Consider the following 19308-nt stretch of genomic DNA (forward strand, 5'->3'; position numbering starts at 1 on the left):
TCAGCGCCGACGGGCGGCGCGTGTGGCGTTCGGTGTCGTTTCGCGCAGAATGCCTGTGCCGCGAGCCGTCGTCCCCATCTCGGCCAGGAACCGCGACGGTGCCCGCTCCCCTCGACCTGCCGATCGCGACCAGGAGATCTCCAGCGTTCGCGCGGCCCGCGTGACGCCCACATACGCCAGCCGCCTCTCCTCGTCGATCGCCTCGAACGTCGTGGCGTAGGAGATCGGCAGCGCGCCCTCCGCCCAGCCCGCGAGGTACACGTGCGGCCACTCGAGGCCCTTCGCCGCGTGCAGCGTGGACAGGGTCACGGTGCGCAGCGTCGGCTCGTGCTGGTCCTTCGCCCGCGCCATCAGCGCGTCACTGAACGACCGCAGCGTCTCGTCGGGTCCCGCCTCCTCCGCCAGGCGCAGGATCGCCCGGCGCGCCTCCCAGCCGTCGCGCTGCGCACCACCCGCGGCGGGCGGCTCCTCCGTCAGACCCAGCTCCTTCAGCACGCGGCGGACACCGGGCAGGAAGCCATGCTCGGTCGGGGCCACGGCCGCGGCCCGCAGTGCGAGGATCGCCTGCCGCACCTCCGGCATCGCGAAGAACCGGGTGCCGCCGAGCACCGAGGTGGCGATACCCTCCGCGGCGAGCGCCTGCTGCAGCACGGCCGACTGGGCGTGGGCGCGGTACAGCACCGCGATCTCGGCGGGCGAGGCCCCGGCCGCGATCCGGGCAGCGACACCGGCCGCGATGCCCGCCGCCTCGTCGGACTCCGAGTCGTACGCCGTGACGGTCGGGGCGTCCGCAGTGAACTGCTCGCGGGCCGGGACGAGCTCGAGTGCGCCGGGTCGACCCCGCATCAACGCATTGGCCGCCGTCAGGATGGGCTCCTGCGACCGGTAGTTGGTCTCCAGTCGCACGACCGTGGCATCCGGGTGGCGGCGCTCGAACTCGAGCAGGAACCGCTGCTCGGCGCCCGCGAAGGAGTAGATCGTCTGGCTTGCGTCGCCCACCACGCAGATATCGCGGCGGTCGCCCAGCCACAGCTCGAGCAGTCGGTTCTGCAACGGGGAGACGTCCTGGAACTCGTCGACCGTGAAGTGGCGGTACTGCTCGTGCACCGAGGCCGCGACCCGCGGCTCCGCCTCGAGCATCCCGGCGCACGCGAGGAGCACATCCTCGAAGTCGAGCTGATGCCGCTCGTCCTTCAGCGCCTCGTAGCCGCGCATCAGCTCGACGAGCTGTCCCGCGTCGATCCCGCTGATGGGTCGGCCGAGCTCCGCGTACCGGTCGATCGACAGCATCGACACCTTGCGCCACTCGATCTCGGAGGCGATGTCGCGCAGGGTCGCCGTGCTCGGTCGCAGGCGCAGCGCGTCGGCCGCCTGCCCGAGCATGCGCACCTTGTTGTCGATGATCGACGGCGCGGGCGAGCCAGCCAGCGTGGGCCAGAAGAAGTTCAACTGCGCGAGCGCCGCCGCATGGAACGTGCGAGCAGCGACGCCCTCCACGCCCAGGGCACGAAGGCGTCCGCGCAGCTCGCCGGCCGCCTTCGCCGTGAACGTCACCGCCATCACGCGGGACGGCGAGTACGCGCCGGTGTCGACGCCGTGGGCGATGCGGTGCGTGATCACACGGGTCTTGCCCGTCCCGGCCCCCGCGAGCACGGCGACGGGGCCCCGCAGGACGGAGGCCGCTGCCCGCTGCCGCTCGTCCAGGGCGTCGAGTGCGCTCACGCGCGCTCCTCGTACCACTGCACGATCAGGGCGCGCGCGATCGACGCGGGGCCGGGGAGACCGACCGGCCCCTCCCCCGCGAGCGCGGAACCGATCTCGTCGCGCGTGAACCAGCGCACGTCGATGATCTCCTCGCCGTCCGCGCGGGCGGCCGCCTCGTCCTCGACGACGGCCCGGAATCCGACCATGAGCGAGCGGGGGAACGGCCACGCCTGCGAGGAGACGTACCGCACGTCGGAGAGACGCACCCCCGACTCCTCCTCGATCTCCCGGTGCACCGTGGACTCGAGCGACTCGCCCGCCTCCGTGAAGCCCGCGAAGCACGAGTACATGCGGCCGCCCCAGTTGGCGTTCGCCCCGAGCAGCAGCCGTTCACCGTCGGCGCTCTCGACCGCGACGATCACCGCGGGATCCGTCCGGGGGAAGTGCTCGCGCCCGCACACCAGGCAGCGGCGCGACCAGCCGGCCTGACGCAGCTCGGTACCGCCGCCGCAGGTCGGGCAGAACGGCGCGTCGCGCAACCAGCCGGCGAGCGCGACGGCTCCCACCAGCACCTCCGACTCCCCGGCGTCGATGCGGCCCCCCAGGTCGCGCAGCCCGAGCCAGATCTCGTCCGGAGCGGCGTCGAGGGCGTCGGTCTCCGGCGGCGCGGCGGCCAGGAGCAGCACCGCGCCGTCGGCGTCGCGGCCGAGCAGCGCCCAGGTCGCCTCCCCCACGGCGTCGGGCGCGACGCGGACGAGCGTTGAGTCGACCACGCGCACGCGGCCCTCGCGCACGACGATCACCCCGGTCTCGGCCTCGCTGCGCAGACGGTCGATCACGCCGGGCTCCTCACGGAGCTCCGCTGCGCGGTCGAAGAACGGACGCGGAATGCTCATCGACTCCCCCTTTCACGGGCGTGGCGGAGGCGGGACCGCCCCTGAGCCCACCTACCCTGGGGGCATGGGACGCTCTCCATTCACTCTAGCCGCGGCGGTGACGGCCGCACTTCCCGGCGCTGAGGTCACGGGCACCCGAGCGCTCACCGCCGACGGCGACGGCCGCTTCGACTCCGCCGTCGCCTCTCTCGCCGACGGCAGGGAACTGGCGATCCGCGTGGCCGACGACGACGATGCGGCGCGCGAGCTCGCGGCCGAGGCCATCGCGTTGCGCGCGCTCACCGACGGCGCCCGCGCGATGCTGCCCTTCCGCGCCCCGGCGTACGTGGGCGAGACACGCCTGGGTGACGGACGTGCGCTGGTGACCGAGCTGCTGCCCGGCTTCCAGATCGACGCCCCGATGGTGCCGGCGGGTCGTGGCGCCGCCGAGTCGATGGGCGCCGCGATCGCCGCCGTGCACGGCATGCCCACCTCCGTCGTCCGCGGCGCGGGGCTCCCCACGCGCAGCGCCGACGAGAGCCGCGCCGAGCTCGAACGACTCGTCGACACCGCCGCCGCCACCGGCCGCGTCCCCGCGCGGCTCACCGTGCGCTGGCGCGACGCGATCGCGGACGACGAGCTGTGGCGCTTCGAGTCCACCGTCGTCCTCGGCGGGGTGCAGGCGACCTCCTTCCTGTTCGACGACGACCCGCACGAGGGCCCCCGGGTCACCGGGCTCGTGGGCTGGCACGGGCTCGCGGTGGGCGACCCCGCGGTCGACCTCTCCTGGCTGTCGGCCGCGCCGGAGGCCGCCACCGATGTGCAGGCCGCCTATGCTCGCACCGTCGACCGTGGCCCCGACGCCGGGCTCGACGCCCGTGCCCGGCTGCTCGCCGAGCTCGAGTTCGCGCGCTGGCTGGTTCACGGCGACGCGCTGCACCGCCCCGACATCGTCGACGACGCCGCCGCACTGCTCACCGCTCTCGCGGAGGGCCTGAACGACCGCGGGATCGCGACCGCCGAGCGCCGCAGCGGCGTGGACTCCGCGATGGAGGCACTCGACCGGGTCCCTGTCGCCCGCGCGCCCGAGGTCGACACGTCCATGCAGACCGACGCCTACAACCCCGACGACCTGTGGGTCGCGGACGCCGAGGCGCGGGACGACGCGGAGCCCGGCTCCACTCCGGCAGAAGCGGACGCGGCCAGGCCGTGGAGTCGTGCGACGCGGAGCGACGCCGAGGCTCCGGCGGGCGACGCCCCGCGCTTCAGCGCGGTCGAGCTCGACACCGAGGACCTCTCCGGCGTGCGCTCCGGGTTCGCGGGGACGCACGGCTCGCGTGACGTCGACGCGGCGCCCACCCCGGGCGGCCACGACGGAGGCGCGGACGACGGGGACGACTCCGAAGAGGCTCAGCGGGCGGCGCGCGCGGCACTCCAGCGCTGGAAGAGCTCCTCCTCCGAATAGACCCGGTCCCCGCGGATCACGAGGTCGTCTGCGACGTAGTACAGCGCCACGTCGATCTCGTCGAGCGGCACCCCGAAGCGCCGGTGGTACGCGAGGCGGTACAGCGCGAGCTGCAGCATCCGCTCCTCCCGCTCCTCGGCCGTCTGGGGCGCGCGGCCGGTCTTCCAGTCGACGATCTCGATGCGGCCGCCACGGTCCGCGCGGCGGTACACGGCATCGAGTTTGCAGATCACGATGTGTCCGCGCTCGTCCTCGTACCCTTCCCCGCCCGCACCGAGCGCGAAGTCGATCTCGATCTCGACCGCCAGGGGCTGCAACGACCCCCACTCGCTCTGCTCGAACGTGCGCTGCAGCACCGCGAGGTCGGCGGCGTCGGCCACCGCGCCGGGGCCGGCGCCGTCGAACACGGCGTCGGCGAACGGCTCGTCCTCGTCCTGCTCCCACAGCGCCTCATCGACGCGGGAGCCGACCCCCACCAGTTCGGAGCGCTGCTCGACCCAGGCGTGGAACAGCGTGCCCAGGCGCGTCTGCCGATAGGGACGCTCCGGCATGGGGCGCACGATCGACGCGAGCGTTCCCGCGTAGTCGGTGACGTAGTCCTTGAAGCGCGACGCAGGGACACGGGTCGGAGCGTCCGCCGCAGTGCCCCGCTGGCGGGCCTCGCGTTCCGCCAGCAGTCGCTGCAGCTCGGGCGTGGGGGTCGCGGTGCCCGATCGCAGCTCCTCCTCGACCGCCGCCGCGGCAGGCATCACCACGGGTCGCCGTGCGCCGAGCGGGTCGAGCGGCCAGTGCAGGGTCGCACCCGGACCGTCGTACGGGTTCTCGTCGGGGTCCACGCCATCGATCGGCGCGAGGCCCCGCACCTCGATCGCCTCCAGCAGATACGGGCTCGGAGTGCGCGGCGCCTTCTGCCCCGCCCAGTGCGCCCCGGTCAGCAGCAGGTCGCTCCGGGCGCGGGTGATCGCGACATACGCCAGGCGCCGCTCCTCCTGGCGCTGGTACTCGCGGTAGGCGTCCTTGAAGCGCTTGAGTGCGCCGCCCTGAGGGTTCGCCTGGGTGGCGCCGCCCGACAGCGAGGCCTGCGCGAGCTTCTGCCGCTTGACCGGATCGGTCTCGGCACCCACCGCGTCCTCCGGGTCCCACGTGAACCTCGGCAGCGCGTCACGGTCGCCGCGCAGCTCGAACGGCACCACGCCGAACCCGAACCAGCCCGACGTGTCGGCGATGCGACCGGGCAGTTCGTCCACCACGAGTCGCACCACCGCCACCGCATCCCATTCGAGCCCCTTGGAGCCGTGGATCGTGAGCAGCTGCACCACGCCCGGCTCCGGCGGCTCGGGACGCGGCATGAGTTCGTCCGTGCTCTCCGCCTTGTCGAGCCACGCGAGGAGGCTGCCGATCGTGCCGCGGTCGTCGGCGGCGAGGAACGCACGGACCTCGTCGGCGAAGGCTCGCAACTGCGTCGCCGCGATCCGCGCCGGTCCGCGGGTCTCGTTCGCGGCGAGCTCGATGTCGAGGCGGAGCTCCAGCTCGATCAGACGGATCAGCTCGGGGATCGGTTGCGACGACGCGCGGCGCAACCGCTCCAGCATCTCCCCCGCGGCGCGGATCCGCGCCCTGCCCTCCGGGGTGATGGCCTCGAGCAGGCGGTAGTCGTCTCGCACCGCGCGCACCACGTCGACCGCGTCCACGATCGACACGGCCTCGTCCGCTCCGCGCGACGAACGCAGCCGCACCCGCACCTCGTCCGGGAGCGGGAGCATCGTCGTGTCGCGCTCGGCCAGCGTGCGGCCGAGGTCGTACAGCGCCGCCATGTCGGCGACTCCCACCCCGAAACGCGGTCCGGTCAGCAGCCGGATGAGGGCCGAACCGGCAGTGGGATCGTGCACGACCCGCAGCGTGGACACCACGTCGACCACCTCCGGCGTGGCGAGCAGGCCGCCCAGCCCGAGAATGCGGTGCGGCACCCCTCGGGCCGCCAGCGCCGCTGCGAACGTCTGCATGTGACGCTTCGAGCGGAACAGGATCGCGCCCGTGTGCGGGGATCCGGCCCGTGCCCCCTCCCCCGCGTCGTGTGCGGCGCGGCGCTGCACGAACCAGTCCGCCACCGCCGCCGCCTCCTCATCGACCGTGAGCGGGAAGCGCACCTCCACGCCGCCGTCACCCGCCCCGGGACGCGCCTCCAGCGGCGGCACGTCCAGTCCGGGGCGCTGCAGCGGCTCCAGCACCCGGTTCGCGATGTCGAGGATGCCCCGATCGTTGCGCCAGCTCGTCATCAGGCTGTACGTGCGCACCGCCCCCGCGCTCGCGAACGACCGGGAGAACGCGTAGAGGTTGTCGGCGCTGGCTCCACGCCAGCCGTAGATCGACTGATGCGGGTCGCCCACCGCCATGACGGCCGTATCGCGGAACAGCTCGGCGAGGAAGCGGGTCTGGATGACCGAGGTGTCCTGGTACTCGTCGAGGAGCACGACGCGGTGCTGCTCGCGCAGTTCGGCCCGCACATCAGGGGCCGACTCCACGATGTCGTAGGCGCCGCCGACCTGATCCGCGAAGTCCAGCACCCCCCGGCGCTGCTTCTCCGCGATGTACTCGCGCACCAGGGCGGTGAGCGTGGGCAGGCTCAGCAGGTTGATCGCCGCCTTCTCGACGTCGGCGTTGCTCCGGTACGGCTCGAACGCGCGCGCCTGCTCCACCGCGATGCGCTCGGCCAGCGCGAGGTCGACCCGGTGGTCCAGCGCGTCACCGGCCAGGCGCTGCACCGCGTCGATGACCGTGCCGAGCGCGTAGTCGATCTCCTCCAGCTGCGGAAGGTCGCTGCGGAGCACCACCTCCCGCGCCAGCATCCAGGACGCCGCCTGACTGAGCATGGCGACATCGGGATCACGGCCGATCCGGGCCGCATGCTCGCGCACGATCCCGTCCGCGAACGCGTTGTACGTCGACACGCGCGGTCGGATCATGAGGTCTTCCGCCGTCCGCGGCGCTGCCGGGTCCCAACCCGTGTCGAACCGACGGGCGAGGTCGTCGAGGACCGTGGCGCGCACCAGGTCGCGCTGCCGTCCCGACGCCGCCTCCGCCACCCGGTCGAGGGCGTCGCTGCGGACGATCGCGGGCAGGTGCGGCAGCAGTCCCCGTCGGCCGTACTCGTCGACGACCGCGAGACGCGCGCCGATCCGCTCCGCCAGCTCGCCGGCGGCCTTGCGGGTGAAGGTCAGCCCGAGGATCTCGTCGCGCCGCACGCGACCCGTCGCCACGAGCCACACCACGCGCGCCGACATCGTCTCGGTCTTGCCGCTGCCCGCCCCGGCCACCACGAGCGCCGGCTCGAGCGGGGCCTCGATCACCTCCTGCTGGGCGGGAGTCGGCGTGGGCAGGCCGAGCGCCGCGGCGATGTCGGTCGCCGAGAGCACCACCTCGGGCGCCGCCACGGTCACGAGCTCACCGCCGGGACCGTGTGGATGCGGCACGGGTGCACGCGGCGCTGCGTGTCGGCGCAGTGCGACTCGACCTGGGCCGTGAACCCCGCGGCCGACATGCCCCGCGCCACCTCCGCCACGCGCTGCAGGAACTGCCGCCGCGCATCGCCGTCGAGCGCGTGCTGATGGGCGATGCGGTAGTCGCTCTTCGCCAGGGTCTTGGAGACGATCACGAGTCGCGCGCCGCCGAGCGACCCCGGGGTCGCGCCCGGCACCAGCCCCTGTTGCACCGCGATCTGGTACGCCGCGAGCTGCGCATGCTCCCGCACCGCACCGTCGGTCTCCGGGTCGGTCTTGCCCGTCTTGAGGTCGACGACCACGGTCGTGCCCTCGGCGTCGCCGGTCATGCGCTCCCATCCCCGTCCTCGCGCGTGCGGGTGGTCACCCGCACCGGTGGGATACGACTCCACCCGATCGATGTACCCGTGCACGATCGCCCGGTGTGCCCGCTCCTCGTCGACCGGATGCACGGTCGGCTCCTCCGCGCCCTCCCGGGCATCGACCGCGAACCGGAACTCGACCTCGCTGCCGAGCACCCGGCCTCCGTCGCGCGCGACATCGCCGAGATACGTGTGCAGCCGGTCGACGAAGAGGTCGGCACGACGACGCTCCTTGCGTCCGATCCACTCGGTCTCGAAGTCGAGTTCCGGCCAGTGCTCGGCGACGATCGCCCGCATGCGCTCGAGGTCGCCGTCGGGCACGCGCTCCATGGCCTCGTGCACGATCGTGCCGATTCCCGCCGTCGGGGGCATGACGGTGTCGCCGCCGAGGGCCGAGACCACCCAGTTCAGGCCGCACTCCTCGAACGACTCGACCGCCGACGGCGACACGCGGGCACCCGAGGTCGCGAGGTCGCGCAGCGGAGCCCGCGTGGATGCCGGCCGCACGCCGTACCACTCGGCCGGGTCGGCTCCCGGCACGCCCTCCCGCGCCAGCACCGCCAATTGCGCTGTGGCTTCGCGCCGCAGCGGCTCCGCCGTCACCGTGGTGAGCGTGCGCCGGTGGCGCGCGACCAGGCCCCGCAGGGTGAGCGGGTGCTCCGCGGACGCGTGCCTTTCCGGGGGCTCCGGGGGCGGAAGGAAGCCGAAGAACGGGCTGGGGGTGAGGTCATCGTCGTCGACCGCCGTGATCAGCAGTCGGCCGCGGGCGCGCGAGATCGCCCGCACGAACAGACGGAGCTCGTCGTGCAGGGCCGCCCGTCGGCGGTCGAGCACACCGGGCGGCTCGTCGGGCACACCGGTGCGGGCGGCGGCGAGCGCCCCGGGCAGCCGCCACGTCTGCAGGAGCCCGCCGCGCAGCCGTACGTTGGGCCAGACGCCGTCCTGCACCCCGGCGACGACGACCGCGTCGAACTCCGTGCCCAATGCGGTCGCGGGGGTGAGCAGGGTGACCGTGCCGGGACGCTCCGGCGTCGACAGCGTGTCCTCCGGGACCTCGCTGTCGAGGATGTCGCGCACGAACACTTCGGGCTTCTCGTTCGGCGTGCGCTCCACGAACCGCTTGGCCGCGTCGAACAGGGCCACCAGCGCGTCGAGCGAGCGCGCGGTCTCCGCCCCGGTCGGCAGCAGCGAGATCTCCCGCCACGCCACCGACAGCCGGCGACCGTCCACCGCCCTGGCCTGCTCCCACACGCGCCACAGCAGATCGTGGATGGTCTCGCCCTCCGCGGCGGCCCTGGCGACCGCCTCGACCGTCTCCGCGAAGCGCTCCGCCGTGCGCGACTCGGGGGCGTCGATGAGGGTGAGGGTCGCGGGCTGCGACAGAGCCTGACGCAGCAGTTCGCGCGCGGGCGTCGATCCCCCGCCGGCGAGTTCGAGATGCCGCAGCCGCGCCCTGAGTCGGCGGAGGGCGATCGCATCCATGCCCCCGAACGGCGTCCGCAGTGCGTCCTCCCACGCCTGCACCGTCCGCTCCTCGTCGGGGGTCAGCGCGAGACGGACGATCCCGACGATGTCGCGCACGATCCCCTCGCTGCCGAGCGGTCGCTGCACCCCGGCGGCTCGCGTGGGGATCTCCCGCGCCGCCAGCTCGGTCTCCAGGGCGGTGACCTGACGGGTGTCGTGGGCGATCACCGCCATCCGATCCCACGGCACTCCGTCGCTCAGGTGCCAGTCGCGCATAACCCCCGCGATGCGGTCGAACTCCTCGTAGGGCGACGGCGCGAGGAAGGTGGACACGACGGCGGCCTCGTCCTCCCCCGTGAGCGGCGCGGGCGCCCGCCGATGCTCCACCCGCCCCGACACCCCGATCGCCTGCGTCACGGTGCGGGTGAGCGCGGTGAGCGCGGCGTGCTGTCGGTGCGCCCCGTCGAGCACGTGCACGTCGCCGAGCGCCCCCGCCAGCTGCGAGAAGAGCTCGGGGCTCGCGCCACGGAACGCCCCGGACGAGATGTCGGGGTCGCCGAAGGCCAGCACCGCGACCCCGCGGTCGAGCAGTGCCCGGACGACCGCGATGCCCCCGCGCGTGAGCTCCTGCGCATCGTCGATCAGCACCGCGCGCACGGGCGCGAGCGGGCCGAGGGTGGCGGCATCGGCCGTGCGCAGGATCGCGCTCGCCTCGCTGAGCAGGTCGGCCGCGTCGCGGTGGGCCGATCGCAGGGCGTCGAGCACCGTGCGGTACTCCACCAGGAACTCCGCAGCGGCCGCCCACACCTCGTTGCCCGACGACCGCAGCTCCTCGGGGTGCACGCCCAGCTCGGTGCACTCGGCCAGGAACGCGCGCAGCTCCGACCGGAATCCTCTCGACGCCCGCACGGAGGCGCTGAGCGACTCGGGCCAGGCGATGCGGCCGTCCTCCGTGTCTCCCGCGAGCAGCTCCGCGATGATGCGGTCCTGGTCGGCGCCCGTCAGCAGCGCGGGCGGCTCGGCGCCCTCGCGCACCATCGCCCCGCGGACGAGCTGGAAGGCGAACGAACCGAGCGAGCGGGCGAGCGGGCCGGGGGTCGCCTGTCCCACGCGCACGCCGATGCGATCGCGCAGCGCCGTCGCGGCCTGTCGACTCGGGGTGAGCGCGAGCACCTCTTCCGGCCGCAGCCCCTCCTCGTCGATGAGCCGCACGATGCGGTCGACCAGCACCGTCGTCTTGCCGGTGCCCGGGGCACCGATGATGACGCCGGACGCGGTCGGCGGCGCCATGATCACGGCACGTTGAGCGGCATCCGAAGTCATGTCCTCCACGCTAACGGGAGCGGCCGACATGGGCGTCGCCCGCCCCGCGCGGGCGCGCTGTGCGCTGCTGGCGAAACCGGCGGCGACGGCCGATCCGGCCCCGGTGCCGCGCGATAGAGTTGGCGAGTCCGACGAACTTCAAGGAGCACGCGTGGAAATCCGCATCGGCATCATCAACACCGGCCGCGAGCTGAGCTTCGACACCGCCGCCTCGGCGGACGAGGTCCGCACCCAGGTCTCCGCGGCGCTGGAGCAGAGCGCGAGCCACCTGAGCTTCGCCGATGTGAAGGGCAACTCCTACATCGTGCCGACCGCGAACCTCGCCTTCATCGAGCTGGGCACCGAGGAGTCGCGCCGCGTCGGCTTCGTCGCCTGACCGCCGATGTACATCCTCCTCGCCCTGATCGCGGCGTGCGCGCTCGGCATCGCCGTGCACTACGTCGTCGGCGGCCGTGAGCTCCGGGGCGTGGCCCTGGCTCCGGCCGTCGCCACCGCCACCGCGGCGCTCCTCTACACCGTGCTCCAGTGGGCGGGCGTCGGCGAGGACAGCCCGTGGCTCTGGCTCGCGAGCATCCTCGGCTCCGTGGTGGTCTCGGCCGCGGTCGCGGTCGGGGTCACCGCCCTGCGCCGGCGCTCGGACGCCGAGACGAAGGCCGCGCTCGGGATCTGACCCGGCGGGCCCGCCCGCTCAGGAGGCGAGGCCCATCGCGTCCATGCGTCGAGCATGCGCGCCCATGAGCTCGGTGTAGACCGGCTCGATGCGCTCCTCCTCGACGGCGAGCAGTTCGGGTCGCAGCGCGGCACGGCACACGAGGATCGTGTCGCCCACGAGGCGCCGCGCCCACATCGACAGCAGCGACCGCCACTCCTCGTCGCTCTCGATCGTCTCCTGGATGATCGCGACGATCTCGTGCCTGGCGTCGTCCTCGCGCAGGATCTCGGCGACGCGCCGCCCCGGCTCTCCGTAGCTGGACGCGAGGGCGAGATAGAAGTCGTCGAGCATACCCGCGGTGATGTACACGGCGAGGAGCGTCTCCCGGGGGCGCGCGCCGATGGTCTTGCGGCGGAACGCGTCGAGGTGCTCGCGGAAGGGGAGCATCAGCTGCGTGGGGTCGTCTCCGCGCTCGGCGATCAGGTCGACGATGCCGCGGTGCTTGGTGAGTGCGGCACCCGCCGCGCGCGACAGGGCCTCCTTCTCGGACAGCTCGGGTGTCGCGCGGATGAGTCGCGTCAGCGTCTCGAAGTAGCCGAGCTGCAGGTAGGCGGCCTGACCGAGGAAGCGCGGAAGCTCGGGCGCCAGCTCGGCGAAATCGACCCGGGTCGCATCGCCCTGCTCGCCGCGACTGCGCAGTGCGAGGGCGCGCCGCGGCGCACGGTCGCGCTGCCAGAACCACTTAACCACGAGGCCGTCCTCCCGAGTCCACCACGTCGTTCACAATACTCGGGCCCGCGCTTCTTCCTGGCGGAGAGAGGGGCTCCGGTAGGCTGTCCCTGTCCCCGCCGTCGGAGCGGGGCCCCGCGCCTGTGGCACAAGAGACGGCGTGGCTCCGTTTACGTGGCGATCCCCGCGGGTCGCCGGACAGGCAATCTGAAAACAGTGACAACTTTCGCCGATCTCGGCATCGATCAGGACATCGTCGACGCACTGGCCGCGAAGGGCATCGTGGATGCCTTCCCGATCCAGGAGCAGACCATCCCCCTCGGCCTGCCTGGCCAGGACATCATCGGCCAGGCCAAGACCGGTACCGGCAAGACCTTCGGCTTCGGCATCCCCGTCGTGCAGCGGCTCGGGAAGGACCCGGAGCACGGCGTCAAGGCGCTGATCGTCGTCCCCACCCGCGAGCTCGCGGTGCAGGTGTACGAAGACATCGACCTGCTCACCAGCAACCGCTCGACCAGCGTCGTCGCCATCTACGGCGGCAAGGCCTACGAGGGTCAGATCGACCAGCTCAAGGCGGGCGCGCAGATCGTCGTCGGCACCCCCGGCCGTCTGATCGACCTGGCCGGTCAGCGCCTGCTCGACCTGTCGAACGCGACCGAGGTCGTGCTCGACGAGGCCGACAAGATGCTCGACCTGGGCTTCCTCGCCGACATCGAGAAGATCTTCCAGAAGGTCCCGGCCGTGCGCCACACCCAGCTGTTCTCGGCGACCATGCCCGGGCCGATCGTGGCACTGGCCCGCCGGTTCATGACCAACCCGATCCACATCCGCGCGAACGACCCCGACGAGGGTCTCACGCAGGCCAACATCAAGCACCTCGTCTACCGCGCACACTCGCTCGACAAGGACGAGGTCATCGCCCGCATCCTGCAGGCCGAGGGCCGCGGCAAGACCGTCATCTTCACCCGCACCAAGCGTGCCGCTCAGCGTCTCGTCGACGAGCTGGGCGACCGCGGGTTCAACGTGGGCGGCGTGCACGGCGACATGGGTCAGGACCAGCGCGAGCGGTCGATGGCGGCGTTCAAGGCGGGCAAGAAGGACGTGCTGGTCGCGACCGACGTCGCCGCCCGCGGCATCGACGTGGACGACGTCACGCACGTGATCAACCACACGATCCCCGATGAGGAGAAGACGTACCTCCACCGCGCGGGTCGCACGGGCCGGGCGGGCAAGACGGGTATCGCGGTCACGTTCGTCGACTGGGAGGACCTGCACAAGTGGGCCCTCATCAACCGGGCGCTGGAGTTCGGCCAGCCGGAGCCGATCGAGACGTACTCGTCGAGCCCGCACCTGTACACCGACCTCGACATCCCCGAGGGCACCAAGGGCCGTCTGGTCTCCGCGCCGAAGAAGGAGCCGGTCAAGACCGAGCGCACCCGTCGTCCGGAGCGCGCCGCCGACGCCGCGGCCGAGGGCACGGGCGAGGCGGGCACGCGTCGTCGTCGCCGCCGCCGCACGGGCTCGAGCCAGGTCGGTTCGACGTTCGCCGAGGGGGCCCCCGACGGCACCGCGTCCGAAGGCTCCTCCGCTGCGTCCGCTGACCGCGGCGCCGAGGGCGCCGGCACGCACGACGGTGCGGGCAAGGAGCACCACGACGGCAAGCCGGCTCCCGCCCGCCGCCGCCGTCGTCGCCGCGGGGGCTCCGGTGCCGCCGGCGCCGCGCCCGTCGCCGGCGCCTGAGCCGGCCGCATCATCGTCCGAGGGGCGCCGCACGGTCATCCGTGCGGCGCCCCTCGTCGTTCCTCACGGGTCGCGCCGTCACGGCCACTCGACGGCAGCGCGCCGTCAGGGGTAGCGCGGTGTGGAGCCCGACGCCCGGTCGATGAGACGCTGCACCATGTCCTCGGCCGTCGTGTTCTCCCCCGGGCGGTTCGGCTTGCCGCTGCCGTGGTAGTCGCTCGACCCCGTGACGATGAGGTCGTGCCGTGCCGCGAGCTCGCGCAGCATCCTCTTGCCCTGCGCGGTGTTCTCGCGGTGGTCCACCTCGAAGCCGCCGAGCCCCGCGTCGATCAGCCGTTCGACGTACGCCACGGGCATCATGCGGTCGCGGCCGGCCGTGACGGGATGGGCGATGACGGCCACCCCGCCCGCGCCGGTGATGAGCCGCACGGCGGTGAGCGGGTCGGGGGCGTAGTGGGGTTCGTAGTAGCCCTCGCGCGGGTGCAGGATGCCGTCGAACGCTTCGGTGCGATCCCGCACGATGCCGCGCGCGACGAGGGCGTCGGCGATATGCGGTCGGCCGACCGTGGCGTCGAGCGTGGTCTGGGCGACGACGTCGTCCCACTGCAGGTCGTAGTCGCGACCGATGTTGCGCACGATGCGCTCGGCCCGTCCGATCCGGTCGTCGCGGATGCGGTTCGTCTCGGCGCGCAGCGCGGCGTCGTCCGGGTCGAAGAGGTAGCCCAGCACGTGCACGCTGCGCCACTCGTGCTTGGCGGAGAGCTCCATTCCGGGCAGGAACGTCATGCCGAGGGCGACCGCCGCGTCGCCCGCCTCGGTCCAGCCGGTGGTGCGGTCGTGATCGGTCAGTGCGGCCGTGCGGACACCGTGCGCGTACACCTGCCGCATCACCTCGGCGGGCGACTCCGTGCCGTCGGAGTGGTTGGAGTGCAGGTGCAGGTCGGCGGGACCGGCGAACCTGTGTGACGCGGCGGGCATCCTCCGAGCGTAGCGAGCGCCGGGACCCGCGGATCCGCAGCCGCGCTGATCGGCGTCGCGGCAGGGCTTTCACAGGCGTCGCTTCTAGGCTGGAGGGGATGTTTCGTCTCCTGGGGATCCTGTTCACCGTGCTGTTCGCGATCGCGACGGCCATCGTGGTGTGGCCACAGTTCTTCCGCCTCGAGCAGACCTACCCGTTCGCGCAGCTGGTCGCCGCCCGCGGCCTGGTGCTCGGCGCGCTCCTCGTCGTCGCGGTGCTGGCGCTCCTGCTGCTGCTGGCCCGGCCGCTCCGAGGGTTCGCGGCGTCGATCCTGATCGTGGCGCTGCTGGGTGCCGGGGCCACCGGGGTGATCGGCGCGACGCGCGGCTTCACCGGCGCCACCCTCCCCGCCGCGACCGACAGCAGCCTGCGGGTGCTGACCTGGAACACGGCGGGCGAGGCCGTTCCCGCGGAGGAGATCGCACGACGGATCCTGGAGCAGGGTGCCGACGTCGTCGCTCTGCCGGAGACCACCGAGGCGGTCGGCGAGCGCATCGCGTTGATGCTGCGGGAGCAGGGGCACCCGATGTGGGTGCACCACGTGCAGTTCCGGCCCGACGTGCCGAACGGCCCGCAGTCGTGGCAGACGACCGTGCTGGTCGCTCCCGAGCTGGGCGAGTACTCCGTGATCGAGTCCGCCAGGGACGGCAGCAGCAACACCGGGTCCGTGCCGAGCGTCGTGCTGATGCCGGTGGACGGCGACGGGCCGACGATCGTGGCCGTGCACGCGGTCGCTCCGCGCATGGAGGAGATGCAGCAGTGGCAGAGCGACCTGCAGTGGATCGCCGACCAGTGCCCGGCGGGCGACTTCATCCTCGCAGGTGACTTCAACGCCACGGTCGACCACATGGCGTCGCTCGGCGTGGAGGGGGGCGACATGGGCTATTGCCGCGACGTCGCCTCTCGCACGGGCAACGGTCTGTCCGGCACGTGGCCCAGCTCCCTGCCCGCGCTGGCCGGGGCCCCCATCGACCACGTGATGGCCTCTCCGAACTGGCGCCCGACGGGGTCCGTCGTCCTGGACGACGCCGGTGGCAGCGATCACCGCGCGCTCGTGGTGCAGCTGGAACCGGCCGGCTGACCCTGCGCGTGCGCCCCGGGGTGAGAGACTGGAGCGATGAGCACCGGAGAACGCGACACGATCGCTGACGAGACCGTCGAAGCCCCCGTCGAGAACAGCTCGACCAATCGCAAGCAGCCCTTCCCGCAGGGCTTCCTCGACACCATCTCGACCGGATGGGCCGAGCGTCCGGAGACGGTTCCGGCTCCGCGCGCGCAGGCACCGTTCGCGGCGAAGCGCCGCGCCGCCGTCTCGGCCGCCTTCCCCGGGCAGCGCCTCGTGATCCCGGCGGGCTCTCTCAAGCAGCGCAGCAACGACACCGACTACGTGTTCCGCGCCCACTCGGCGTTCGCGCACCTCACGGGGTGGGCGTCGGACGCCGAACCCGACTCCGTCCTGGTGTTCGAGCCGACCGACGGCGGCCACGACGTCACCCTCTACTTCCGCGAGCGCGCGGACCGCACCACCACCGAGTTCTACGCCGACGCGACGATCGGCGAGTTCTGGATCGGCCCGCGCCCCTCGCTGGACGGCGTCGCCGCCGACCTGCAGATCGCCACGGCACACCTGCACGAGTTCCGCCCGAGCGAGGGAGAGCTCGTCCTCGACGAGGACGAGACCCTCAGCCGCGTCGTCTCCGAGCTGCGCCTCATCAAGGACGAGTTCGAGATCGCCGAGATGCGGCGTGCGGTGGAGATCACCGCGAACGGCTTCGACGACATCATCCGCGAGCTTCCCGCCGCGATCGCGCACGCCCGCGGCGAACGGGTGGTCGAGGGCGTGTTCCACCGCCGCGCGCGCGAGGACGGCAACGGCGAGGGCTACGACACGATCGCCGCGTCCGGCCCGCACGCCTGCTACCTGCACTGGACGCGCAACGACGGTGTGGTCGCTCCCGGAGACCTGATCCTGGTGGATGCGGGGGTGGAGGCGGACAGCCTGTACACGGCGGACATCACGCGCACCCTGCCGGTCTCGGGCACCTTCACCGACGTGCAGCGGCGCGTGTACGAGACAGTCCGTGAGGCGGCCGACGCCGCGTTCGCGGCAGCCCGGGTGGGCGTGCGGTTCCGCGACGTGCACGCCGCTGCGATGGCCGTGATCGCCGAGCGCACCGCCGAGTGGGGTCTGCTGCCGGTCACGGCGGAGGAGGCGCTGGACGCCGACGCCGGCGGTCAGCACCGCCGCTACATGGTGCACGGCACCTCGCACCACCTGGGTATCGACGTGCACGACTGCGCTCAGGCCCGCCGCGAGATGTACTACGACGGCATCCTCGCCCCCGGCATGGTCTTCACGATCGAGCCCGGTCTGTACTTCCAGATCGACGACCTCACGGTGCCCGCCGAGCTGCGCGGCATCGGGGTCCGGATCGAGGACGACATCCTGATGACGGAGGACGGCCCCGTGAACCTGTCGGCCGACATCCCGCGCACGGCCGACGAGGTCGAGGCGTGGATGGCCCGGCTCCGCGGCTGACCCGGCGATGCACGACGGTGAGCTGACGGTCGACGACACCCTCGCCGACCGTCTGCTCGCCCGGGATGCACCCGACCTGCACGGTCGACCGCTGCGCAGGGTCCCCGCGGCGGGCACGGTCAACACCATCGTGCGGCTCGGCGACGACCTCGTGGCGCGCTTCCCGCTGTTGCCCACCACCGAGCAGCAGCTGCGGAGGGAGGTGGCCGCCCTGCACGAGTTCGCCGAGGCCACGCCGTTCGCCGCCCCGGTCCCCGTGCGCGTCGTGCCGCCGTCGACCGACTACCCGTCGGCGTGGTCGGTGCAGACGTGGGTGCCCGGACGACCCGCCGACCCGCTGGCCCACGCCGATGCCGCGGACCTCGCGCGTGACCTCGGGGCGCTGATCCGTGCGCTGCGCGCGGTCGACGTCGCAGGGCGCGGGTTCGACGGTCGGGGCCGCGGCGGAGTGCTGGCCGACCACGACGAGTGGGTCGCGGAGTGCCTCGCGCGCAGCGGGTCGCTCTTCGATGTCGCCGCGGCCACCGCCCTGTGGTCGGAGCTGCGGTCGCTGCCGTCCGCCGAGGACGTGGTCATGAGCCACCGCGACCTCACCCCGTTCAACCTGCTGATCGTCGAGGACGGCGGCACCCGCCTGGTCGGTGTGCTCGACGGGGGCGACTTCGGTCCGGCCGACCCCGCCCTCGACCTGGTGTGCGCGTGGCACCTGTTCGACGCGCCGGTGCGCGAGGTGCTGCGGGGCGCGGTCGACGTGGTCACGACGACCTGGTTGCGCGGCGCGGCCTGGGCCTTCCAGCAGGCCGCGGGCCTCGGCTGGTACTACGAGCGTTCGAATCCGGCGATGAGCGCGCTCGGCCGCACCACGATGCGCCGGCTGCTCGCCGACGCGGACCTGCGCCGCCTGATCTAGCCGCTGCCTCCGGTCTGGCGGAGTGAGGGGTGGTGGGCCGCCGTTCTCCCCAGATCGGCGGCCCGTCCCCCTGAATGGAAGCGGGCCGGGCCGGGAACTCCTCCCCCGAGGCTCCCGAGCCCACCCGACCGGCGCAGAACCCCCCGCACCGGCGCCCGAACTCCGCCCCCCGGAGGAGTTCGTGTGGCGTCTCCACCTGATGAGACGGGCTCGCACACGATTCATTACGCGAATCGGAGAAAAAGTTCTGGGGAATCTCGTCAGCGGCGTCGGGCGACGATGAAGTCGCGGATCACCGGGGCGAGCGCGGCCCCGACATCGGCCGCGGGACGCTTGTGTCCCGCGATCTCGAAGGAGTGACCGCCGCCCTCGATCCAGTGGACCCGGGCGTCCTGGCAGGCGGCGAGCGCCTCCTCGAACTGCGACAGCGGCTGGATGAACGGGTCGTTCGTCCCCTCGATGAACAGCTGCGGCACGGCGATCGCCGGAAGGTGCTCGGTACGCGGACGATCCGGGCGCCCCGGCGGGTGCAGGGGGTAGCCGAGGTACACGAGCCCGTCGACGGCGAGCCCCTCGGCGACCGCGAGCGACGCCATGCGCCCGCCGTACGACTTGCCCGCGGCCCAGATGCGTCGTCCGGGGTGGGCGGCCCGGGTGGCCTCGACGATCGCGCGCCAGGTGGCGACGGCGTGGGCAGCCGGACCCGGCATCTTCCGCCCCTGCTGGCTGTAGGGGAAGGAGAACCGTGCCGTCGCGAGACCGAGACCGTCGAGTGCCCCGGCGAGGCCGACGAGGAACGGGTGGTCCTTGCCCGCGCCGGCGCCGTGGGCGATCAGGACGATGTCGTCACTCTCGGCGTCCGTCCGATCGACCGACACCGTGACCGTGCCGTTGGGCAGCGCGACGTCGAGGGTGCTCATCGCTCGTCGTGCCGCGTCAGCGGATCGTGCCAGCGGCGCCGGGATCGGCCGGCCGCGGCGGCACCCCGGGCTCGGGGGCGGGAGCGGGCTCCGGGGCGGGAGCGGGCTCC

The 19308-nt window shown here is 73.0% G+C and carries 14 protein-coding genes; 7 read left to right on the top strand and 7 right to left on the bottom strand.

All coding sequences use genetic code 11. The features are described 5' to 3' along the window. A complete protein-coding gene (locus tag DW297_RS04950; protein ID WP_136029965.1) occupies positions 1-1722 on the bottom strand; it encodes an ATP-dependent helicase in 1722 nt (573 codons plus the stop codon). Further along, positions 1719-2600, bottom strand: a complete 882-nt coding sequence (gene nudC, locus DW297_RS04955; RefSeq protein WP_136029967.1) for an NAD(+) diphosphatase — start codon at positions 2598-2600, stop codon at positions 1719-1721. The genes DW297_RS04950 and nudC overlap by 4 nt, the downstream gene beginning before the upstream one ends. A 64-nt stretch (positions 2601-2664) precedes the next feature. On the opposite strand from nudC, the gene DW297_RS04960 reads away from it, so the two are divergent. Continuing rightward, complete coding sequence (locus DW297_RS04960) at positions 2665-4044, top strand: hypothetical protein (RefSeq protein WP_240744522.1); 1380 nt, start codon at positions 2665-2667, stop codon at positions 4042-4044. Here the strand turns inward: DW297_RS04960 and DW297_RS04965 are convergent. Next, a complete protein-coding gene (locus DW297_RS04965; RefSeq protein ID WP_240744523.1) occupies positions 3990-7514 on the bottom strand; it encodes an ATP-dependent DNA helicase in 3525 nt (1174 codons plus the stop codon). The two genes, DW297_RS04960 and DW297_RS04965, sit on opposite strands and share 55 nt — an antisense overlap. Beyond that, positions 7478-10690 carry an ATP-dependent helicase gene (locus DW297_RS04970; RefSeq protein ID WP_136029969.1) on the bottom strand — a complete coding sequence of 1071 codons (3213 nt, stop codon included), beginning with the start codon at positions 10688-10690 and terminating at the stop codon, positions 7478-7480. The genes DW297_RS04965 and DW297_RS04970 overlap by 37 nt, the downstream gene beginning before the upstream one ends. Before the next feature lie 151 nt (positions 10691-10841). Between DW297_RS04970 and DW297_RS04975 the strand changes: the two genes are divergently transcribed. Beyond that, complete coding sequence (locus DW297_RS04975; RefSeq protein WP_136029971.1) at positions 10842-11066, top strand: DUF3107 domain-containing protein; 225 nt, start codon at positions 10842-10844, stop codon at positions 11064-11066. A 6-nt stretch (positions 11067-11072) separates the two neighbouring features. Beyond that, the gene (locus tag DW297_RS04980; protein ID WP_136029973.1) at positions 11073-11360 is read left to right on the top strand and encodes a hypothetical protein; all 288 of its coding nucleotides are present in this window, start codon (positions 11073-11075) and stop codon (positions 11358-11360) included. Between the two features lie 18 nt (positions 11361-11378). Here the strand turns inward: DW297_RS04980 and DW297_RS04985 are convergent, their stop codons facing one another. Continuing rightward, entirely contained in the window at positions 11379-12092 is a 714-nt protein-coding gene (locus tag DW297_RS04985; RefSeq protein WP_136029975.1) for a ferritin-like fold-containing protein, read from the bottom strand. 195 nt (positions 12093-12287) lie between these two features. Between DW297_RS04985 and DW297_RS04990 the strand changes: the two genes are divergently transcribed. Further along, the gene (locus DW297_RS04990) at positions 12288-13811 is read left to right on the top strand and encodes a DEAD/DEAH box helicase (RefSeq protein WP_136029977.1); all 1524 of its coding nucleotides are present in this window, start codon (positions 12288-12290) and stop codon (positions 13809-13811) included. Positions 13812-13916: 105 nt separating this feature from the next. Here the strand turns inward: DW297_RS04990 and DW297_RS04995 are convergent, their stop codons facing one another. Beyond that, positions 13917-14789, bottom strand: coding sequence for a PHP domain-containing protein (locus tag DW297_RS04995; RefSeq protein ID WP_136029980.1), 873 nt, complete (start codon positions 14787-14789; stop codon positions 13917-13919). A gap of 98 nt (positions 14790-14887) precedes the next feature. Between DW297_RS04995 and DW297_RS05000 the strand changes: the two genes are divergently transcribed. The 3 genes from DW297_RS05000 to DW297_RS05010 are packed head-to-tail and all read left to right on the top strand — an operon-like array spanning position 14888 to position 18278. After that, complete coding sequence (locus DW297_RS05000; protein ID WP_136029982.1) at positions 14888-15910, top strand: endonuclease/exonuclease/phosphatase family protein; 1023 nt, start codon at positions 14888-14890, stop codon at positions 15908-15910. Positions 15911-15946: 36 nt separating this feature from the next. Next, positions 15947-17368, top strand: coding sequence for an aminopeptidase P family protein (locus tag DW297_RS05005; RefSeq protein WP_136029985.1), 1422 nt, complete (start codon positions 15947-15949; stop codon positions 17366-17368). Positions 17369-17375: 7 nt separating this feature from the next. Beyond that, complete coding sequence (locus DW297_RS05010; RefSeq protein WP_136029988.1) at positions 17376-18278, top strand: phosphotransferase; 903 nt, start codon at positions 17376-17378, stop codon at positions 18276-18278. Between the two features lie 260 nt (positions 18279-18538). On the opposite strand, the gene DW297_RS05015 is transcribed toward DW297_RS05010, so the two are convergent. After that, positions 18539-19198 (bottom strand): alpha/beta hydrolase family protein, encoded by a 660-nt coding sequence (locus DW297_RS05015; protein ID WP_136029990.1) that lies wholly within the window; start codon positions 19196-19198, stop codon positions 18539-18541. Positions 19199-19308 lie beyond the last annotated feature (110 nt).

The organism is Microbacterium sp. PF5, assembly GCF_004794315.1.
Taxonomy (GTDB): domain Bacteria; phylum Actinomycetota; class Actinomycetes; order Actinomycetales; family Microbacteriaceae; genus Microbacterium; species Microbacterium sufflavum.